The sequence below is a fragment of the Pseudomonas sp. 13159349 genome, assembly GCF_013305685.1.
Taxonomy (GTDB): domain Bacteria; phylum Pseudomonadota; class Gammaproteobacteria; order Pseudomonadales; family Pseudomonadaceae; genus Aquipseudomonas; species Aquipseudomonas asiatica.
In genome coordinates, this window is the sequence record NZ_CP045553.1 from 2,052,656 (window position 1) to 2,073,068 (window position 20,413).

Here is a 20,413-nt window from a genome sequence, read left to right on the forward strand (position 1 = left end):
AATCTGATTTACAATTGCGTCCCTTTTGCCGAGGCTGACGTTTCGTGGATGCCCTGTCGCTTGTCTTTGAGCACCTGACCGAGTGGGTAATTACGCCCGTTACCGACCAGTTTCTCGGCATTTTCAATATGAACGGCCGTTTCGGGGCCTTGTTCCTTTGCATCTCCTATGGCGCAGCCTACGGTCTGTTCCGTTTCAGGAAGCGGCGCGGCCTGAGCGACGCCCAGTCGTTCTGGCTATTCATCGGCGGCGCCCGGGTACATCTGCATCCCTCGGCGCTGCTGGACTACCGCTACTACTTCGTGCGGGCCATCCTCAAGGTTGCACTGGTGCTGCCCGTCGTCCAACTGGTCGACCCCTACATCCTGCGCTCCGGCGATTACCTGGCCTTTTTCAGCAACCTCTGGGGCGCGCGCCCGCGCCTGGGCGAGAACCTTGCACTGTCCCTGCTCTATGGGTTGGGGGTGTTCCTGCTCAAGGACTTCATCCATTACTGGGCGCACCGGGCCTTTCACTCCCGCTGGCTCTGGGCCTTTCACAAGGTCCATCATTCGGCGCCCGTGCTGGTGCCGGCGACAGCGAGCCGGGTGCATTTCGTGGAAAAGATCGTCGAGAAACTGAGCACCGGCATTGGCATCGGCTTCTACGCCGGATGCTTCTGGTACCTTTGCGGCGGTGAAGTCAGCCGCTACACCCTGTTCGGCGTGACCTACCTTGTGTTCATCTTCAACAGCCTGGCGGCCAACCTGCGGCATAGCCATGTCTGGCTGTCGTTCGGCCCGCAGCTGGAACATGTGTTGAACAGCCCGGCCCAGCACCAGATCCATCACAGTGATGCCCCGCGCCATTTCAACCGGAACTTCGGCACCAACCTGTCCCTCTGGGACTGGATGTTCGGCACGCTCTATGTCACTACACCAACGCCCGAAAACATCCGCTTCGGCACCGTTGAGCAGGACCACCAGCGTTACCTGACGGTCTATAGCCTGATCGTCACGCCCTTTGTCGAAACCGGCCGTAAGGTCCTGATGAAATGCCAGCGCATGGCTGTGCTCGGCGCGTCTGGCAGGGCCGGCCGTTAGCTGATCCCGCGTTTGTTGCGAACCAGCGACCGCTCAGGCGGGTACTGGGCTATCCAGTGCCTGGCAATCTCTTCTCGCCGGCAGATCCACACCTCGTTGTGGCCCTGCACGTAATCGAGAAAGCGCGCCAGCGCCATCGCACGACCAGGATGGCCACTGATCCGCCCATGCAGGCCCACGCTCATCATCTTCGGGTGGTGCGCGCCCTCCTGCCACAACAGGTCGAAAGCATCCTTCAGCAGCCGGAAGAAGTCTTCACCGCAGGCGAAGCCATTGGGCAGCAGATAGCGGGCGTCGTTGTTGACCAGTGTGTACGGAATCACCAGGTGGGCGGGCGAGCCTGGGAGCCAGTAGGGCAGATCATCGTTGTAGGCATCCGAGCTATAGAGAAACCCACCTTCCTCACGCAACAGGCGGCGGGTGTTCTGGCTGACCCTGCCTGTATACCAACCTACGGGGCGTTTACCGCAGATCTGCTCGATCACGTCGATGGTGAGGCGGATATGGCGCCGCTCCTGGTCTTCAGGCATGTCGCGATAGTCCAGCCAACGGTAGCCATGCCCGGCAATCTCATGCCCGGCAGCGCAAAGCGCATGGCCAATCGCCGGGGTCAGTTCCAGTGCTCGGCCAACGGCAAAGGCGGTCAGCGGCAGGCCCCTGGCGCCGAACAGCTCCAGAATGCGCCACACACCTGCGCGCGATCCGTATTCGTACATGCCTTCGACGCTCAGGTCCGGTTCCCCCACACGCGGCGGGCGGCCGGGTAGCTCATGAAGCCAGGCCTCCGACTGTGCGTCGCCATTGAGCATGCATGACTCCGCACCCTCTTCGATGTTGAGTACGAACTGGACCGCGACGCGCGCCCCACCGGGCCATCGCGGGTGGGGTGGGTTGCCGCCATAACCGATCAGGTTGCGAGCGGACATCAGCCCAGCTCGAAGGTCGTGACGGCGAACACACGTTCGTGTGCGATCGCCGGAGGAGGGCCCAGATACATGCGTGCGCAGCCGAAAACCTCGATCATGCCCTGTTGGCGCACAAGCGCCATCGCGGCGGGGTTATTCTCGGGGGCATCCAGAAACAGCGGGCAACCTTGCGCAAATTCTGCCAGGCGTGCGTAGAGGGCATTGGCTGCCAGGGCGTCATCGGCGAACAAGGGGCCGATCTTGTAGCCTTCCCGGCAGCGCCTTGCCACGCCATAGCCGCTAAGCCTGCCCTCGCGGCGGCAACCCACGGCGAGTGCATCGGCCTGGGCTATCCACCCGCTCAGGAAGGCTGCGCGCGGGGCAGGGAAGCAGGTGCGGTCGTAATCGACCACCTCATCGAACGGGAAGGTGGCCAACGGAACGATGTCCTGGTTGTCTACCTGCGAAGGCGCCGGGCGTTCGGTGGCCTTGGCACGAAAACGCATGTTGCGATGGGAGAAGACGAACCCACCCTTGGCGTAGTAGTCCTGCATTGCGAACACGCCGTCCATGCCAATGCTCGCGCCTGGGCGCAGGCGGGCGAGGAGTCGCTCGCGGCGTGCGTGCCAGAGGGTATTGCCCAGGCCTTGACCGCGATACTCAGGCCGGACGATGAAAAAGCCCATGAAACCGAATTCGCCGTTGTAGGAAGTGATGGCACCGCCACCGATCAATTCACCGCCCCAGGACGCTGCAATGAAGGCGGCAGGGTCCGTGGCCCAGAACAGCTCGGCATCGTGAACGCCGGGATTCCAACCCTCACGGGCAGCCCAATCGACGAGCTCGTCCAGTTCGGGACGGGTCATGTTGCGTATGACCAGCTGATTCGACACCGCGAAGTTCTCCCAGTCGCTAACAGGGCGGATGGTTCATCGCCCCTCGGAACCCTTTGGGTATAGCTTCAACGCGAGTATTGATCCAGGCCGTTACGACGCCTGCAGAACAGGCCCCAGTTATCTCTTAGCGTCTGCTTGGGTCGAAAGCAGTCACTCGCGACTGGCAGCTTTCGACCCTAAGCGGACACTCTGACCTTTAAAAAGGCCTGATTTACATTTTCGCGCTAACCTCTAAGCCACCAAGCCACAAGCCCGCTTCGAAGCAACCCTTGCTGCCGCTCACTTCTAGAGGTTCAAAAAGCATGGTCAAACGCTTGGCAGCTTACCCTAGGGCGAGTTGGTGCAACTCCTTGCAACCATTGCCGAAACCTGTGGTGTGCCTATCGCTTTCGACAACCTGTCGCCGATTAACATGGGATGCTGTCCGGTGATCTCCGTTGTCTGCCACCACCATCAGCTTTCGCTTCCACCGGGGGGGTGAATGCATTGCTAACACCGATGTCCGAATCGCGAGATGCCTTTGGATCGATGCGCATAATGTGAAGCTAGGAATGGATTAAATGCATATATCACGAGTAAGTATCAAGAATTTTGCCAACTTCAGTTCACTTGATGTGAATACGGGTAAGAGTATTGTCATTGTTGGAGAAAACAAGGTAGGCAAGAGCAATTTCCTCCGAGCGCTACAGCTAGTTTTGGATCCTGGGCTTTCCGAGCTTGATAGGCAGCTTGGACTGGAGCATTTCTGGGACGGCCTTGGTGAAAAGAAAATTGGCGCAGCAGTAGAAATTTCGGTTGAGCTAAAGGACTTTGATGATAATCCAGATTTGATTGCGGTTCTGGCTGACAGTCTTATCGATATAGGTCCGCCAATCGTTGCACGGATAACTTATAGGTTCAAGCCCAAAGCTGCCCTGAATGGAGACGCACCAAAAAGTCTTTCGGACTATGAGTATTTGATTTTTGGAGGCGATGATGAAGATAACTCAGTTGGCCCGGTGCAGCGGCGCCAACTGCCGCTGGATGTGCAAGTGGCGTTGCGTGATGCAGAAAAAGATCTTTCCAGTTGGAGACGCTCGCCGCTGCGGCCGTTGATTGAGGAACTCACCTCCGATCTCGATGCTGATGCTCGTGAGGAAATTCAACAAATGGTGAGTGAGGCGCAGACTGATCTAGCTGATCGTGACGAGGTGGTTCGAGTCGCAGAGCGTATCGGTCAGCGATTGCTAAACATAGTGGGGAGTAAGCACACGGTTCCTATAAAGTTAGGCTTAGCTCCAACGAGAGTAGATGCACTACTCAGAAGTCTCCGCATTTTGATTGACCATGGTGTACGTAGCATAGGAGACGCCAGCCTAGGCACTGCGAACCTGATTTTTATGGCGTTGAAAAGCTTGGAGCTTGACCGATTGGTACTCAAAGGCGAGCGAAGCCATACCTTTTTCGCTATTGAGGAACCTGAAGCGCATCTACACCCCCATGTGCAGCGCTTAGTTTATCGCTATTTTCTAGATGCCGAGCCCGCGGACGATAACAATCAAGCTTCAAATCTCACTACTATTTTGACTACTCATTCCCCGCATATTGCCAGCGTTGCGCCTATAAGATCAGTGGTGCTTCTGCGACATGAAGCAGGTGCGACTATTGCCACATCTACCGCTAATGCGCCCCTAGATGAATGGGATGAAGAGGATCTTCAGCGGTATATCGATGTTACACGCGGAGAGCTATTTTTTGCCCGTGGTATTATTTTCGTAGAGGGGGATGCCGAGCGATTCCTGATCCCGGCATTTGCCGAGAAGCTTGGTGTTCGCCTGGACGTTCTGGGGGTATCTATATGTTCGGTAAGCGGAACAAATTTCCTTCCCTACATAAAGTTAGTTGGGGCGGGCGGCCTTAGAATCCCGCACGTTATTCTGACCGATCTCGATCCAATCGAAGGAAAGAGTGTGCTTGCCAGAACGCGCCTCATTAACTTGCTTGATCTCTCAGATGGCGATCACGACTTCAATGATCTGGATGACGAGCAAATAATTGCTTTGGCCGAGCAAGCTGGTTATTTCGTCAATAATAGTACATTGGAAGTCGAGCTATTTTTATCGGGCCTGGGTCCTGCGATGAAAGAGATTTTCGAAGGCGAGTGGAATCTTCAACAAAAGTCGAAAGCCATATTAGATGGCTGGATTGCAAACCCTAGCACTTTAGATAGTGCTAAGCTTTTGTCGCGGATCGAACGGATAGGTAAAGGCCGTTTTGCGCAGATGCTTGCGCCATTCGTTACAGTTCGCTCTTGCCCCGCTTATTTTAAACGCGCACTGGAGTATATCTGCGATGCCGTTGCGTAGAGTAAGCGCTGCTTATCTAGCGCAGGCCGAAGAATTGCGCGATAACGTTCAACAATGGGCTGCTTATGAGTCTCGTGGAAATTGTATTGTGTTGGCGGGGCCTGGAAGCGGCAAGACAAAGACGCTCGTGCTCAAGATGGCGCGCGCCCTAGCTGAAGACGTTCGAGCACCACGCGGGATCGCCTGTATCACGTACAGTCAGGAGTGCACGCGTGAACTTACTCGGCGGATGGAGTCGCTCGGGCTGCGGGAGTCGTCCCGTCTATTCATTGGTACGGTACACGGATTCTGCCTGCGCCATCTGCTGATACCTTATGGGAGATTAGCGAATTTAGGTCTCCCCGACCCGATTACTGTTTCGACCACAGATCATTCCCAACAGGTGTTCCTGAGGGTAAGGGCTCGTCTATTTGGTGAAGCCTCCACCCACAGGAAAATTGACATGGATAAGCATCGACGCATCCATCTTGATCGAGCGGCACCATCTTGGCGAGAGTTCGAGGAGCTTGCCACCTTGGCCGAGGCCTACGAAGAGGCCTTGCACCATGATGGTTTTGTCGACTATGAGGATCTAGTTATCTACGGGGAGCGTCTAGTAACTCAACATGATTGGGTCTTGCCGCTCGTTAAGGCATGCTTCCCCATGTTAGCTGTTGATGAGTATCAAGATTTGGGAGTAGGTCTTCATCGCATCGTTAAGCGACTCGCGTTTGACGGAGGAGTTCGCTTATTTGCCGTAGGAGATGCAGACCAATCGGTGTATGGCTTCAATGGTGCCGACTCTAGTCTATTACATGACCTAGCTGAGCGGCCGGATGTCGAATGTATAAAGCTGAAAGTGAACTATCGTTGTGCTGAGGCCATTGTACGAGTGTCTGAACGAGCCTTGGGGGAGTTCAGAGAGTATCGCTCCTACGATCCAGATAGGCAGGCTCATATTGATTTAATCGAGTGTCCTGATGGGTTAACACAGCAAGCAAAGTGGGCGATCGAGAAAATAATTCCTGCTGCCTTGAGAAGACAGCCGGGGCGACAAATTGGCGATATAGCAATTCTTTATAGGAATGCGGGCATTGGGGATGTGGTCGCAGGTGCAGCTGCCGATGCAGGGGTGAGCTTTATTCGTGTCGACACTTCAGCCCCTTACCGAAAGTGTGCTATCACGAGCTGGGTTGAGGACTGCTCAGCATGGTGTGCAGGGGGGGGGCGTGATGCGAAGCCGATGTTACAAGGGTTGATTGATCGATGGTTGGCATTTCACCGCCTACCCCTGGCAGACAATAACGCTCGGATCCACATTAAGAAACTAACTGAGTTTCTGTGGTCTCATAGGGAAAATCGATCAGCTTGGTACTTTGTGAGTGCCATACGTGAAAAACTTCTTGATAACTTGATTGCGGGCAATGCCTGTTTGGTTGACCAGGCTGCTCAGATGGACGCGATGACCCGAGCGCTTCAAGTTGGTGGTATTCTGCATGATCTAGACATGGCAGGTCTTGGCGGGCGCGACGGATCTCCCGATCAGCTGAACTTGTTGACCCTCCATTCCGCAAAGGGATGTGAATACGACGTGGTAATCATGCTTGGTCTAGATGAAGGCACCTTTCATTGGACGAATGTTCAGGGCAATGATCTTCTTGAAAGCCGTCGCCTTTTCTATGTAGGAGTGACACGTGCTCGTGATGAGGTGTATATGTTGTATTCAGGCTGGAACGAGAACCGAGGCCGTCGATACTACTCCGGCCGTTTGCGCTTTCTTGAAGAGCTTAATGCAGACTAAACGAGATGGCGGTGGATGACCCTAGGGGGACTGGTGATCAATAGTCACTTGCCCCGTTAGCTTGTACAATTGTCCGCTTTAGCTCGAAAAATCTGGAACGCTCTAGATAAGGATAATCAATGCTTTCAAAAGCAGAAAAATCTATATTGGTGCGCATTTTTGAGGCCTGTGTGCTGGATCGATCTGTTTTAGAGGCCCTCCCTCCCTTTTCAGCGGCTGGCGTGGTCGAGAATGTCATAAGAGAGACCGACCCCGAAGCCTTCAACAAGGGAGTTTCGGACTTTTTGAAAACCAACACTGGCAAAGATCTTTCTAGACAGACACTGCTAACAGTCATCCGATCATCGCACGTCTTCTGTAAGAATCATGATGACACCAACATCAATAAAAAGCTTTTAACGTTTGTCGATCTTTTCAAAGCGTGTGAAGTTAAGGCTCATAGTACGTTTAAAATACTTCATGGGGCCGACCCTGCTAGCTTACTAGAACCAAAGATAATTGGTCCGATCACTATCTATGCAATTCCGAGACACACCGATCAGATAGAATCTCCTTTTAAGAACTGCAAGCATCAATTTAGAGAAGGGGTTGACAGAGTTGTAGTTGAACATCGCTCAATGGTCAGGGATCAAATAAAAGCTTTGGAGATTGCCAATAAAGCATTTAATACACTCGACTTGCTAATCGCTTTCCTGTTGGGTGATAGAAATAAAACTTACGCTGCGGGCGTTATGCATTTACGTTTTGATCCATTTCAGAGTGCCATAATCACGAGTGCTAATGGTATTTTTGGTGGGGAAGAGGAATTCCTGGGATTTAGGAACAATGTTGATATTCATGATTTGTTAAGCACCGATCTTTACCAAGGTACAGATATGTCCTCTGATCTAATATCAAGTGTAATGGATCCGGGTGATGAGATAGAAAGAAAAATCTCAAGAGCTGTTGAGTGGGTGGGCGAGGCTTATATTGAAAAAAATAAGGCAAGCGCGTTTCTTAAGGTGGCAGTTGCGATGGAAGCGATGTTGAAAGTTGATGAGAAGGGATTAATCAGCGCGTCAATAGTGTCGACAATCGCTGAGCAGTGCGCATTTATTTTGGGGGAGGATGCTGATGATTGCCTTAGGATTGAACATAAAGTAAAAGCAATGTATGGCGTCAGGTCTAGTATTGTCCATAGCGGAAGCAGTTCAGTGGATGATTTGCTACTTCAGGATTTTCTTGATCTAATTCGTAAAATAATTTTCAAAGTAGTTAATCTTAAAGTTTCACTCGACTTAAAAAATGTGAAAGAACTACAAGCGACGCTAAAGAAAAGAAAATACAGTGGAGTCTGGTAATTAAGCATATGCCATGATTATTTAGAGTGGTGATTTATAGAAATTCAACTTTCAGTTTCTTCCGAGGTGGCTAAATTACAGAGAGCGATTTTCTGGGTTGACTACGTCCGCTATGGGTCGAAAGCAGTCATTTAAAACTGATCGCTTCGGCCTCCCAACAGCCTTCACGCCTGCCAAAAAAATCGATCTGGCCTGCATGGACCAAGAACACTGGAAACCTCGCCACCGATAATCTCCTCGCTGGCAAGACGCCCCACTATCGCCGCCAACGTAATGCCAGGGTGCACTGCACACACATAGACGCCACCCACTTTTGGCAGATAACCGATGATGGGAATACCATCGGCAGGCATGGGCCTGAACCCGACACAAGCCCATTCCAGCTCTATTGAAGCAGCCCCATGGAGCTCGTTCTGAATCGCCTTGGCCGTTCGCAGCGCTATCGCTACCGGCTGATTCTCCACTGCGTCGCCCAGATAATCTTCTGCTGCCAGCAACGCACCATCCATGGTTTGCCTCACTTCCATCTCAGGGCTGGAGATGATCGTGCGCACAAGGTTGGGTTGTGCCTTATAGCGGATGAGGAGGGCGGGTGAGGCGTCTATTGGAAGTGTTACTTCCAGCCTGTCCATCAGTTTCGTGATGCCTGTCCCTGCTGCCACTACGACAACATCGGCATCGATGATGCCCATCGTTGTCTCAACTCCGCTCACCTTTGCACGCTGGATTGCAATACCGAGCACTGGCGTTTGAGTGAGCACTTTCGCCCCATAGGCCTCGGCACCCGTGATCAACGCATGCACAGCTGCCACCGGGTCCAACGCCCCCTCTGCTGGTGCATATGAAGCAGACCCAGGTGGGTGTTTGAGATTGGGCTCAAGCTCGAGAATCCGTGATCGGGAGACCCTGTCAGGCGCAGACGGATTACCTGCAACCGACGGTGCTTCGCTCGACATCTCGTTGTAAGACAAGGCGCCAGTCCATCGCACCGTCAAGCCCGGCAGCTCGTTTTCGAGTTGGCGGTACGCCTCGATTGCAGCACTGCGCAGTTGCGCGATGGGGTCCGATTCGGAGGATGAGGTATTGATCCATGCGAATGAACGGCCAGTCACACCCGACGCTATGTTCTTAGCGTCGATCACGGTGACATCCGCACCTTTGCGAGCCAGGTGATATGCCAGTGATGCGCCCACGATGCCTGCACCAATGACAACGACCCGTTTGCCCTGACCAGTTGTCATACCAACCTCCGTTCTGTCGACGTGCCAATGGTAAGGCAGCGGGGGTAATGCCTGTCAGTTAACCAGTTTGGGGCCGCTTTGCGGCCCATCGCAGGCAAGCCAGCTCCCACAGTGATCGCACAACTTCTGAGTTTTACGCGGTCCCTGTGGGAGTTGGCTTGCCTGCGATGGGCTGCCCTTGATGCCCCTCTCCGAAGGTAGCTTGGCGCGGTAGTTCCAGAATGTCTGGAACAGGGCGCCTGCCGTCAACATGCAGTGCGGGATATCCAGCGCTGGCAGGGCGGCCAGCAATGCCCGGTTTATCGGGTTCTCGTGGATGATTGCCAGCACTTGTTCATTGGTCAGTGAATGCATGGGTACCCTCCTTGGTGGCTGCATTGCGCTGGGCTGAGCATTACCTGAATGCCAGGGTGAGTGGCTGTGCGCAACGGATTGCTGCTTGCCGTGATCCCATTGGAAGATCGTCCAGCCCGTTGGGCTGTGCTGTCGCGTAGAAAACTGAATTCGCAAGCGGTCCGCGTACTCTGTGGGAGCGGCTTTAGCCGCGAAGAATCCAACGCGGTGCATGGCACCGGCTGCGCCGGTGTTCGCGGCTAAAGCCGCTCCCACAGGGTCCCTGCTAATGCAATGAGTTATGTGCTGCTATATGAGCGCCCGCCCGCCGCCGTGGCGCTGAGCAGCGCCGGATTTCGTGTAGTTGAATGCCTGAGCGAGGTGTTTCCTTGGGAGGGTTTACCCGCGAACTGGGCAGTCGGGGCTAGTCATGAAAGCGTTGGTTACACAGCTCTGCGCTACGGTGCGGACGATGGGTTCATAATGCATGCTTTTTCGAGTTTCGCAGGCTAGGGCGCCAATTATTGCTCCGGCCAGGTCATCCGGTTGATCAGCATTCACTAACGAGTACTCAGATAATGAAAATTCTTGCCGAAGGGGTCACCGGTAAAGCGCTTTGCGAACACTGCCAGGTAGTGGTGCCTACGTACTATGCCCGTCGTGATGTACCGTTCAGCGATGGTCAAGGGGTGGTCAAGGATATCCTGGTGGGTGTGTGTTTCCGTTGCGATGGCGTGGTCGCCCTTACACCTCAATCTACGCCAGCCATCCGAGAGTCACGCCGTCGTTTCGGATAATCCCGATCAATTGTTATCGCGCCATTCTTTCGCCAGTCGAGCCAGATACTGCATGGTCGAAATATCCCGGGCTTTGGTGTGCGCATCCGGCCATAAAAAGGCCAGTATCAGATAGCGATCTTCATACAACTCGCCCTGGACGTAGATGAGTGCTGCGTCATCACCCGGCCTTCCCATCTTGCAGACTCTGTCATGCTGAGGAACGTTTTTGGGGAATAGGGCAGGTGGGATGCAGATATGGATGTGCATCAGACAAGCCTGAAACGCAAGTGGCGGCTGCGTGTAAGGTACGTCCCGCCCGAATATCGAGGGGATGAGTTGGCGCCTGGATTCGATGTAGCGTAGGAATTCGCTTTTCAACACTTCCGACAAGCCGGGATGTTTCGCATCGACAGGAAGGAAGAACTCTTCAAACGTTTCGGGATGAAATGAAACCTCGACTGGCATTGGTCACCTTACGCCAGTCGGTTGAGCTTGCGGGTAGTGTGATCGGCAAGATCGCGAAGGCCAGGGGCACTCAGTGCGCTCTGGAACTCATCCGGCGTGAGGAAGAACTGCTGGTAGATCCCATCGATGACAACCATTTTGCTGCGTACCTTGGCCACTGCTCGGCGCAGGTTCTGGTGCTCATCGTAAAGAGCGGTTGGCACGTTTGCCGCTTGCAGTCCGCCCTCCAACTGCCTTACCGCTTTGAGCAACTCAGCATTCTTGAGGTATTTGGTCTGGTCGAAGGTATCCGATTTCATGAGTGCAACGACACGCCTCGAATAGATCGACTCCAGGACCAGCCAGCCATGAGTCAGCTCAGCGATTACGCTGCGCAGGTCAGGGGAAGAGGGGGGGGTAGCGCTGGCTTCACGAACCTCAACGGCACGTGATTGAAGTGAGAGAGTTGTGTAATCACCCACCAATGCGAGCGCGGCGACGATGAGCGCCGGTGCTGCTGCTTTGACTGGCATGAATACCTCCATTTGCTGCTCGGATTTTGCTGCGATTACTGAAAACTTGGGGGCAATTATCGGCGTTGAAGCCTGATAGTCAATTGCTGCCAAGTCTGGAAATTGTAAGCCTAAAAAACGTTGAGCGTATGGTTCTGGTGCGTCGGTGTGAGCTGGTCCTACAAGACCGAATCAGTTTTTTCCCCTTCCGTGTAGTCCATTTCTGAATCATCCTTTTCAAGCCGTTTCACCATTGCGATGGAAACCTGAGCCCCCTAGTCTCGCCCTGTCGTTGCAAATTCAACGACCGGGTCTGCAAGCCCGATGCTTGGTTTGGTCTCAGTTTGCTGTTGGCTTCGTTCAACGGTGGCTGCGTGCGGGTGGTCTTCGGGCCAGCCGGGAATCGACCTCCAAGCCCGGTCTTGCAGGCCCGCATGTAGCCGCCACCCTATCATCTGCAAGTGATCTGGCGACGGTCCGACTTGTTATTGTCTGGAGGCTGTCATGCTGAAACTCGTTCCCGATCCACCTTTCTCCACTGAGTCACCCCATCACCTGGAAGACACCCTGATCCAAGCCGCGGAATACGTATTCTGCGCCTTGTCCGTAGGCCATCACGCGATAGCCTCGCTCCCCAGGTCTCCCGCCACGATCATGACCCTCGCGGTCATGCATGAAATGGAGGCTGTGCGCACGCTGCTGGAGTCGGCGATTGCTCAGGTGCAGCTCCGGGGCGGGCAGCCGGTGCATACATTGCACTGATGAGCTGATTTTCAAATTTTGCCAGCCTGGGCGGTGTGGTTTTCCTGCCAGGGACTGCAACCGGGAAATCGCACTGGCCGGCAGATTCAAAAGAGGGTTTCAGATGGACAAGGAATTGGATGACGACACCGGCACACTGGGCCTGACCGTAGGCGCGGCCACGTTCCTGGATGGTGTGCTGGACGGCAAGAAACTGTTCCGCGTAGAACCGGGAAACTGCTGCGACCATGCCATCGAACAAGCGTCGGTCTTGATGGACTGCTCACGGCGAGCATCGTTTATCGGGGTGATGGACAACGAACCGGTGCTGGTCTGGGCTTCGCACTTTCTTTGCGACATGGCCAAGGCGCTGATGGATGACGCGCATATGGGCATGCGCAAGAACCGCTGACCTGCCCCGGGGCGGCGATGTTGTGCAGGCAACAGCGATCCAGCAGCTTGTTCGACCGCATGCAGCCAACATCGCCGCCAATTTCAGCTAACCCATTGAAATAAAAACACTTTAAAGCCTGGCATGTTTGCTGCTCCTGCCTCCTTGAACCCGAGGATCACCAAGGAGCCTTACCATGAGCCAAGCCCCGATCAAGTTCGCCTACTGGGTCCCCAACGTCAGTGGTGGCCTGGTGGTCAGCACCATCGAGCAACGCACCAGTTGGGACATCGACTACAACCGCAAGCTCGCGCAAATCGCCGAACAGGCCGGTTTCGACTACGCCCTGTCGCAAATCCGTTTCACCGCCGGCTACGGCGCCGACAATCAGCACGAGTCGGTCACCATCAGCCACGCGCTGCTCGCTGCCACGGAAAAGCTCAAGGTCATCGCCGCCATCCTGCCAGGCCCGTGGAACCCGGCGCTGGCGGCCAAGCAGCTGGCGAGTATCGACCAGTTCACCAACGGCCGCATCGCCATCAACGTGGTCTCGGGCTGGTTCAAGGGCGAGTTCCACGCCATCGGCGAACCCTGGCTGGACCACGACGAACGCTATCGCCGTTCCGAGGAATTCATCCGCGCGCTGAAGGGCATCTGGACCCAGGACAACTTCACCTTCAACGGCGACTTCTATCGCTTTCGCAACTACAACCTCAAACCCAAGCCGCTGCAGCAGCCGCACCCGGAGATTTTCCAGGGCGGCAGCTCGCGTGCCGCACGGGACATGGCGGCGCGCGTGTCGGACTGGTACTTCACCAACGGCAACAGCGTGGAAGGGATCAAGGCGCAGGTCGACGATATCCGCGCCAAGGCGGCGGCCAACGGCCATTCGGTAAAGGTTGGAGTCAATGCCTTCATCATCGCTCGCGACACCGAAGAGCAGGCGCGTGCGGTGCTGCAGGAGATCATCGACAAGGCCAACCCCGAGGCGGTGCGGGCGTTTGGCCAGGAAGTGAAGCATGCCGGTTCTGCCAGCCTGGAGGGCGAGGGCAACTGGGCCAGGTCCAGCTTCGAAGACCTGGTGCAGTACAACGATGGCTTCAAGACCAACCTGATCGGTACACCGCGGCAGATTGCCGAGCGCATCGTTGCGCTGAAGGCGGTGGGTGTGGATCTGATCTTGTCCGGGTTCCTGCACTTCCAGGAGGAAGTAGCGTACTTCGGCGAACATGTGCTGCCGCTGGTGCGTGAACTGGAGGCCGGGCGCAGCGTGGACAAGGCGGTAGCCTGAAGCCGGGGGCAGGGTGGGCTTGGCACCCTGCCAGTATTGTCTGATTGTCATGCAGGGGTTAGGTTGCTGGGCTCTTTTCAAGGAAGATGACCGATGAAACGGACCCTGCCGCTGGTATTCGCCTGCGCGCTTTTCCCCCTGCAAGCCTGGTCGGCGCTGGAAGTCGGCCAGTTCACCCTGGGCATGCCCAAGCCCCAGGCCATGGCCATTCTGCAGCAGCAGTTCGGTGAAGTTGAGCATTTCACCGGCTATCACTACCAGGTGCCCACCTAGTTCTTTCAGGGGAGCAACCCGAAGGGCGATTACAACCTGGGCGGTATTGCCATCACGCAAGTGAAGGCGTCGTTCAACGAGGCCGACCAGCTTCGCCAGGTGGAGGTGCGGCTGGCCAGTACCGACGAGGCGCGGGTCCAGCAACTGCTGCCGATGACCAGGCAGGCCAAGCCTGTGCCGAACAGTGGTGGCCGGCTCGAGGCGTTTTCCGCTGAAGGTGAGTTGGTGTACTGGGTGGCCAAGGACCGGGACTGGACGGTGGTGACCATCGCCGACAAGGCCAGCTCGGACCAGAACGTCAAGGCGCGGGCCAAGAGCGATGAGCGCTTTGCCCAGCTGAACCGCAAGTTCGACAAGCTGATCGAGACGGCCAAGGCGGTGGAAGGCAAGCACTGATCGACAAAGCCGTGCAGCTTTGAAGCCTTGCGCATACCATGCATTCATGGGACTGCACATAACTCATTGAATTAGCAGGGACCCTGTGGGAGCGGCTTTAGCCGCGAACACCGGCGCAGCCGGTGCCATGCACCGCGTTGGATTCTTCGCGGCTAAAGCCGCTCCCACTGGGTACGCGGACCGCTTGCGAATTCAGTTCTCTAAGCGACAGCGCAGCAGACTGCATAAGGCCAGAAACAACCCGCGTCGGTTTCAGGATGCGCCTGGTCGTTCGCACGCAACCCCCCGGCGCCACAAGTGCCATGCTTGCAGGATGCCTCGGACCAGCGCGCGCAGACGTGCGGCCGCAGGCAAGGAGGCCGCTGGTACCACGCAACCGTGACGTGGCCGGCGCGCCGCAGCAGAACACGCCGGATACCTGCCCTTACAACAATTCAGGCAGGGTCCGTGATGCCGAGGTCCGCTGTATGCCTGATGAATTGCTCCACCTGCCTGTGATCCACCGCATTCTGGCCCGTGACAAGGATACCCCCGGCGCGCTGTTGCCGATCCTGCATGCCATCCAGCACGACATCGGCTACATCCCCGATGCCGCTGTCGCCGAAATTGCCCATGCCCTGAACCTCAGCCTGGCCGAGGTGCGTGGGGTGATCAGCTTCTACCACGATTTCCGCACCACGCCACCGGCGCGCCACACCCTGCGCCTGTGCCGCGCCGAGTCGTGCCAGAGCCGGGGCGCCGAGGCGCTGGCCGCGCAACTGCGCGAACAACTGGCGCTGGACGACCACGGCACCAGCGCCGACGGCGCCATCAGCCTGCGCCCGGTGTACTGCCTGGGCGCCTGTGCCTGCTCGCCAGCGCTGGAACTGGACGGCCAGGTGCATGCGCGCCTTACCCCGGAGCGCCTGCGCGCGCTGGTCAACGCTTGCCAGGAGGACGCAGCATGCTGAAGCTGTATATCCCCTGCGATTCGGTAGCCCGTGCCGTGGGCGCCGACCAGGTTGCCGATGCATTGCAGCGTGAGGCCGAGCGCCGCCAGCTGCCGCTGGATATCCAGCGCACCAGCTCCCGCGGGTTGTACTGGCTGGAGCCGCTGCTGGAGTGCGACAGCGCGCAAGGTCGCCTGGGTTTCGGCCCGGTCACCCCGGAAGACGTGCCGTCCTTGCTCGACGCCTTTACCGGTGAGCCCGGTGAACCTGGTGGCCACTCGCTGGCCCTGGGGCCGGTCGAGGACATCCCTTACCTCAAGACCCAGCAGCGCCTGTTGTTCGCCCGCGCCGGCATCACCCGCCCGTTGTCGCTGGACGACTACCGTGCCCATGGCGGTTTCGCCGGCCTTGAAGCGGCCGTGGCCCTGGACGGTGCCGAGGTGGTCGCCGCCGTGCTCGATTCCGGCCTGCGCGGCCGCGGCGGTGCGGCGTTCCCGGCCGGCATCAAATGGCGCACCGTGCGTGACGCCGGGGCAGGGCAGAAGTACGTGGTGTGCAACGCCGACGAGGGTGACTCCGGTACCTTCGCCGACCGCATGCTGATGGAAGGCGACCCGTTCCTGCTGATCGAAGGCATGATCATTGCCGGCCTCGCCGTGGGTGCCGACAAGGGCTACATCTATGTGCGCTCGGAATACCCCGACGCCATCCGCGTGCTTGACCAGGCCTTCGCCATCGCCCGTGACGCCGGCTATCTCGGCAGCGACGTGGCCGGCAGCGGCCAGGCCTTCGACCTGGAAGTGCGGGTCGGCGCCGGCGCCTATATCTGCGGCGAAGAAACCGCGCTGCTCGAATCCATCGAAGGCAAGCGCGGCATCGTTCGCGCCAAGCCTCCGCTACCCGCGCTGCAGGGCCTGTTCGGCCTGCCGACGCTGGTGCACAACGTACTCACCCTGGCCTCGGTACCCGTCATCATGGCCAAGGGCGCGGCGTTCTATCGCGACTTCGGCATGGGCCGCTCGCTGGGCACCATGCCGTTCCAGCTGGCCGGCAACATCCGTCAGGGCGGCCTGGTGGAACGCGCCTTTGGCCTGACCTTGCGCGAGCTGGTGGAAGGCTATGGCGGCGGCACGGCCAGCGGCCGGCCGTTGAAGGCCGCGCAGGTTGGTGGCCCGCTCGGTGCCTGGGTACCGCCCAGCCACTTCGATACGCCGCTGGACTACGAAGCCTTTGCCGCCATGGGCGCGATGCTCGGCCATGGTGGTGTGGTAGTGGCCGACGACACCCTGAACATGGCCAGCATGGCGCGCTTCGCCTTGCAGTTCTGCGCCGAGGAGTCCTGTGGCAAATGCACCCCGTGCCGCATCGGCTCGACCCGGGGCATGGAAGTGGTCGACCGGCTGATCGCCACCAGCGACATGACCGAACGGCATGACCAGGCCCTGTTGCTGCGCGACCTGTGCGACACCATGCAATACGGCTCGCTGTGCGCCATGGGCGGCATGACCGCCTATCCGGTGGCCAGCGCGCTGAAGTACTTCCCCGCCGATTTCGGGCTGACCCACACGGAGGCCGCGCAGTGATCAATTTCTTCGACCCCGCTTCTGATAAAAGCAGCGACCTCGGCACCCCGGCCCGTGACAGCGAGGTACAGGTCAGCCTGAGCATCGATGGCCGCGCCATCACTGTGCCCGCCGGTACTTCGGTGATGCGTGCCGCGGCCATGCTCGGCACCAGCATCCCCAAACTGTGTGCCACCGACAGCCTCGAAGCCTTTGGCTCGTGCCGCATGTGCATGGTGGAAATCGAAGGCATGCGCGGTTACCCGGCCTCCTGCACCACCCCGGTCAGCGAAGGCATGGTGGTGCACACCGAAACCCCGCGCCTGGCCGGCCTGCGCCGCAATGTGATGGAGCTGTACATCTCCGACCACCCGCTGGACTGCCTGATCTGTTCGGCCAACGGCAACTGCGAGCTGCAGACCGTGGCCGGCCAGGTGGGCCTGCGCGAGGTGCGCTATGGCTACGACGGCGCCAACCACCTGGCCGAGAAAAAGGATGTATCCAACCCGTATTTCGACTACGAGCCGAGCAAGTGCATCGTCTGCAGCCGCTGCGTGCGTGCCTGCGAGGACATCCAGGGCACCTTCGCCCTGACCATCACCGGGCGCGGTTTCGAATCGCGGGTGGCGGCGGCGGGTGGTGAAAACTTCCTCGCCTCCGAGTGCGTGTCTTGCGGCGCCTGCGTGCAGGCCTGCCCGACCGCGACCCTGACCGAAAAGAGCCTGGTACAGTTGGGCCAGCCCGAGCGTGCGGTCATCACCACCTGCGCCTATTGCGGCGTCGGCTGCTCGTTCCGCGCCGAAATGAAGGGCGACCAGCTGGTGCGCATGGTCCCGGACAAGAACGGCGGCGCCAACCACGGCCACGCCTGCGTCAAGGGCCGCTTCGCCTGGGGTTACGCCACCCACCCGGACCGCATCACCAAGCCAATGATCCGCAAGCGCCTGGAAGACCCATGGCAGGAAGTCAGCTGGGACGAAGCGGTGACCTACGCCGCCAGCGAGTTCCGCCGTATCCAGCTGAAGTACGGTCGCGATTCCATCGGCGGCATCACCTCCAGCCGCTGCACCAACGAAGAAGCCTACCTGGTGCAGAAACTGGTGCGCACGGCGTTCGGCAACAACAACGTCGACACCTGCGCGCGGGTATGCCATTCGCCCACCGGCTATGGCCTGAAGCAGACCCTGGGTGAGTCGGCCGGTACACAAAGCTTCGACTCGGTGATGCAGGCCGACGTGGTGCTGGTGATCGGCGCCAACCCCACCGACGCCCACCCGGTATTCGGCTCGCAGCTCAAGCGCCGCCTGCGCCAGGGCGCGCGGCTGATCGTGATCGACCCACGGCGCATCGACCTGGTCGACTCGCCGCACGCCCGCGCCGAGCTGCACCTGCAACTGCGCCCCGGTACCAACGTGGCCATGCTCAACGCCCTGGCCCACGTGATCGTCACCGAAGGCCTGCTGGCCCAGCGCTTCATCGATGCCCGCTGCGAAACCGAAGATTTCGCCCGCTGGCGCGACTTCGTCAGCCTGGCGGAAAACGCCCCCGAAGTGCTTGGCCCGGTCTGCGGCGTGCCTGCCGAGCAGATCCGCGCCGCCGCCCGGCTGTACGCCACCGGCGGCAACGCGGCGATCTACTACGGCCTGGGTGTGACCGAGCACAGCCAGGGCAGCACCGCGGTGATGGGCATCGCCAACCTGGCCATGGCCACCGGCAACATCGGCCGTGAAGGGGTAGGGGTGAACCCGCTGCGCGGGCAGAACAACGTGCAAGGCTCGTGCGACATGGGCTCGTTCCCCCACGAACTGCCCGGCTACCGGCACATTTCCAACGAAGTTGTACGCGCCGAGTTCGAGCAGGCCTGGGGCGTGACCCTGCAGCCTGACCCGGGCCTGCGCATCCCCAACATGTTCGAGGCTGCGCTGGACGGCAGTTTCAAGGCCCTTTACTGCCAGGGCGAGGACATTGCCCAGAGCGACCCCAACACCCAGCACGTCACTGCGGCCCTGCTGGCCATGGAGTGCGTGGTGGTGCAGGACATCTTCCTCAACGAAACAGCCAAGTTCGCCCATGTGTTCCTGCCGGGCAGCTCGTTCCTGGAGAAGGACGGTACCTTCACCAATGCCGAGCGGCGTATTTCGCGGGTGCGCAAGGTCATGGAGCCGCTGGCCGGGAAGGCCGACTGGGAGGCGACCATAGCCCTGGCCAATGCCCTGGGCTACCCGATGAGCTACCGTCACCCGTCCGAGATCATGGACGAGATCGCCCGCCTTACGCCTACCTTCCACCGCGTCAGCTACGCCGAGATCGACCGCCACGGCAGCCTGCAGTGGCCGTGCAACGACGCAGCGCCGGATGGCACGCCGACCATGCACATCGACCAGTTCGTACGTGGCAAGGGGCGCTTCATGCTCACCGGCTACGTGCCCACCGAGGAGAAGGTCAACAACCGCTACCCGCTGCTGCTGACCACCGGGCGCATTCTCAGCCAGTACAACGTCGGCGCCCAGACCCGGCGTACCGGCAACGTCGCCTGGCATGACGCCGACCGCCTGGAAATCCACCCGACCGACGCCGAAAGCCGTGGCATCCAGGATGGCGACTGGGTCGGTATCGGCAGCCGCGCCGGGCAGACGGTGCTGCGTGCCAAGGTCAGCACGCGGGTGGCGCCGGGTGTGGTGTACACCACCTTCCACTTCCCAGAGTCGGGGGCCAACGTGATTACCACCGACAACTCCGACTGGGCCACCAACTGCCCTGAGTACAAGGTGACGGCGGTGGAGGTGGTGAAAGTGTTCCAGCCGTCGCAGTGGCAGAAGCGCTACCAGGACTTCAGTGACGAGCAGCGGCGGTTGTTGAAGGAGCGTCGTATTGCCGAGAAAACCGAGGTGCGCCGATGAGCAGTGAGAATCTGGTCAAGATGGCCAACCAGATTGCCCATTACTTCGACAGCGAGCCAGACCGGGCGCTGGCGGTGCAAGGGATACGGCAGCATCTGCAGAGCTTCTGGACGCCTGCGATGCGCCGGCAACTGGCGGAATGGGCCGAGGCCAATGCAGGGGAGGGGCTGGACCCGAAGGTGCAGGAAGCGTTGGCCTAGCGTTTGGTGTCGAATGGGGCTGCTGCGCAGCCCATCGCCGGCAAGCCAGCTCCCACAGGTACTGCACATGACT

At 58.3% G+C, this 20,413-nt stretch carries 19 protein-coding genes; 13 read left to right on the forward strand and 6 right to left on the reverse strand.

All coding sequences use genetic code 11. From position 1 onward, the window contains the following. The first annotated feature begins 44 nt into the window (after nucleotides 1-44). The gene (locus GEV38_RS09700) at nucleotides 45-1,082 is read left to right on the forward strand and encodes a sterol desaturase family protein (RefSeq protein ID WP_054572232.1); all 1,038 of its coding nucleotides are present in this window, start codon (nucleotides 45-47) and stop codon (nucleotides 1,080-1,082) included. Here the strand turns inward: GEV38_RS09700 and puuE are convergent. Both puuE and GEV38_RS09710 read right to left on the reverse strand, forming a co-directional pair. Continuing rightward, nucleotides 1,079-2,008, reverse strand: a complete 930-nt coding sequence (puuE, locus tag GEV38_RS09705; protein ID WP_054572233.1) for an allantoinase PuuE — start codon at nucleotides 2,006-2,008, stop codon at nucleotides 1,079-1,081. The genes GEV38_RS09700 and puuE overlap by 4 nt on opposite strands. After that, entirely contained in the window at nucleotides 2,008-2,880 is an 873-nt protein-coding gene (locus GEV38_RS09710) for a GNAT family N-acetyltransferase (protein ID WP_054572234.1), read from the reverse strand. Before GEV38_RS09710 ends, puuE begins: the two co-directional genes overlap by 1 nt. A gap of 563 nt (nucleotides 2,881-3,443) precedes the next feature. Here GEV38_RS09710 and GEV38_RS09715 point away from each other — a divergent pair. The 3 genes from GEV38_RS09715 (at nucleotide 3,444) to GEV38_RS09725 (ending at nucleotide 8,348) form a co-directional block, all read left to right on the forward strand. After that, the gene (locus GEV38_RS09715) at nucleotides 3,444-5,228 is read left to right on the forward strand and encodes an ATP-dependent endonuclease (RefSeq protein WP_054572235.1); all 1,785 of its coding nucleotides are present in this window, start codon (nucleotides 3,444-3,446) and stop codon (nucleotides 5,226-5,228) included. Further along, the gene (locus GEV38_RS09720) at nucleotides 5,215-7,008 is read left to right on the forward strand and encodes an ATP-dependent helicase (protein WP_173895780.1); all 1,794 of its coding nucleotides are present in this window, start codon (nucleotides 5,215-5,217) and stop codon (nucleotides 7,006-7,008) included. The genes GEV38_RS09715 and GEV38_RS09720 overlap by 14 nt, the downstream gene beginning before the upstream one ends. A gap of 119 nt (nucleotides 7,009-7,127) precedes the next feature. Next, complete coding sequence (locus tag GEV38_RS09725; protein ID WP_054572325.1) at nucleotides 7,128-8,348, forward strand: HEPN domain-containing protein; 1,221 nt, start codon at nucleotides 7,128-7,130, stop codon at nucleotides 8,346-8,348. A gap of 164 nt (nucleotides 8,349-8,512) precedes the next feature. Here the strand turns inward: GEV38_RS09725 and GEV38_RS09730 are convergent, their stop codons facing one another. The 4 genes from GEV38_RS09730 to GEV38_RS09745 form a co-directional block, all read right to left on the reverse strand. Further along, on the reverse strand, nucleotides 8,513-9,589 hold the full coding sequence (locus GEV38_RS09730; RefSeq protein WP_054572326.1) for an FAD-binding oxidoreductase: 1,077 nt from the start codon (nucleotides 9,587-9,589) through the stop codon (nucleotides 8,513-8,515). A 54-nt stretch (nucleotides 9,590-9,643) separates the two neighbouring features. Further along, the gene (locus GEV38_RS09735; RefSeq protein WP_054572327.1) at nucleotides 9,644-9,943 is read right to left on the reverse strand and encodes a hypothetical protein; all 300 of its coding nucleotides are present in this window, start codon (nucleotides 9,941-9,943) and stop codon (nucleotides 9,644-9,646) included. A gap of 782 nt (nucleotides 9,944-10,725) precedes the next feature. Next, nucleotides 10,726-11,166: a type II toxin-antitoxin system YafO family toxin gene (locus GEV38_RS09740; RefSeq protein ID WP_023660674.1), complete on the reverse strand. Its 441-nt coding sequence runs from the start codon at nucleotides 11,164-11,166 to the stop codon at nucleotides 10,726-10,728. Between the two features lie 8 nt (nucleotides 11,167-11,174). Continuing rightward, the gene (locus tag GEV38_RS09745) at nucleotides 11,175-11,678 is read right to left on the reverse strand and encodes a hypothetical protein (RefSeq protein WP_054572328.1); all 504 of its coding nucleotides are present in this window, start codon (nucleotides 11,676-11,678) and stop codon (nucleotides 11,175-11,177) included. Nucleotides 11,679-12,161: 483 nt separating this feature from the next. Here GEV38_RS09745 and GEV38_RS09750 point away from each other — a divergent pair, with 483 nt between their 5' ends. The 9 genes from GEV38_RS09750 (at nucleotide 12,162) to GEV38_RS09785 (ending at nucleotide 20,340) form a co-directional block, all read left to right on the forward strand. Next, on the forward strand, nucleotides 12,162-12,419 hold the full coding sequence (locus GEV38_RS09750; RefSeq protein ID WP_054572329.1) for a hypothetical protein: 258 nt from the start codon (nucleotides 12,162-12,164) through the stop codon (nucleotides 12,417-12,419). A gap of 103 nt (nucleotides 12,420-12,522) precedes the next feature. Beyond that, nucleotides 12,523-12,810, forward strand: a complete 288-nt coding sequence (locus tag GEV38_RS09755; RefSeq protein ID WP_015269622.1) for a DUF3077 domain-containing protein — start codon at nucleotides 12,523-12,525, stop codon at nucleotides 12,808-12,810. 175 nt (nucleotides 12,811-12,985) lie between these two features. After that, nucleotides 12,986-14,080 carry a dimethylsulfone monooxygenase SfnG gene (sfnG, locus tag GEV38_RS09760; RefSeq protein ID WP_054572330.1) on the forward strand — a complete coding sequence of 365 codons (1,095 nt, stop codon included), beginning with the start codon at nucleotides 12,986-12,988 and terminating at the stop codon, nucleotides 14,078-14,080. 93 nt (nucleotides 14,081-14,173) lie between these two features. Further along, a complete protein-coding gene (locus tag GEV38_RS27635; protein ID WP_239688266.1) occupies nucleotides 14,174-14,353 on the forward strand; it encodes a UPF0183 family protein in 180 nt (59 codons plus the stop codon). Nucleotides 14,354-14,413: 60 nt separating this feature from the next. After that, nucleotides 14,414-14,749: a hypothetical protein gene (locus GEV38_RS27640; RefSeq protein ID WP_239688267.1), complete on the forward strand. Its 336-nt coding sequence runs from the start codon at nucleotides 14,414-14,416 to the stop codon at nucleotides 14,747-14,749. A gap of 467 nt (nucleotides 14,750-15,216) precedes the next feature. Continuing rightward, the gene (locus tag GEV38_RS09770; protein ID WP_054572333.1) at nucleotides 15,217-15,699 is read left to right on the forward strand and encodes a formate dehydrogenase subunit gamma; all 483 of its coding nucleotides are present in this window, start codon (nucleotides 15,217-15,219) and stop codon (nucleotides 15,697-15,699) included. Further along, the gene (locus GEV38_RS09775) at nucleotides 15,693-17,261 is read left to right on the forward strand and encodes an NADH-quinone oxidoreductase subunit NuoF (protein WP_054572331.1); all 1,569 of its coding nucleotides are present in this window, start codon (nucleotides 15,693-15,695) and stop codon (nucleotides 17,259-17,261) included. The genes GEV38_RS09770 and GEV38_RS09775 overlap by 7 nt, the downstream gene beginning before the upstream one ends. Further along, nucleotides 17,258-20,140: a formate dehydrogenase subunit alpha gene (gene fdhF, locus GEV38_RS09780; protein WP_173895782.1), complete on the forward strand. Its 2,883-nt coding sequence runs from the start codon at nucleotides 17,258-17,260 to the stop codon at nucleotides 20,138-20,140. Before GEV38_RS09775 ends, fdhF begins: the two co-directional genes overlap by 4 nt. Beyond that, nucleotides 20,137-20,340, forward strand: a complete 204-nt coding sequence (locus GEV38_RS09785) for a formate dehydrogenase subunit delta (protein ID WP_013971803.1) — start codon at nucleotides 20,137-20,139, stop codon at nucleotides 20,338-20,340. The genes fdhF and GEV38_RS09785 overlap by 4 nt, the downstream gene beginning before the upstream one ends. Nucleotides 20,341-20,413: the final 73 nt, after the last annotated feature.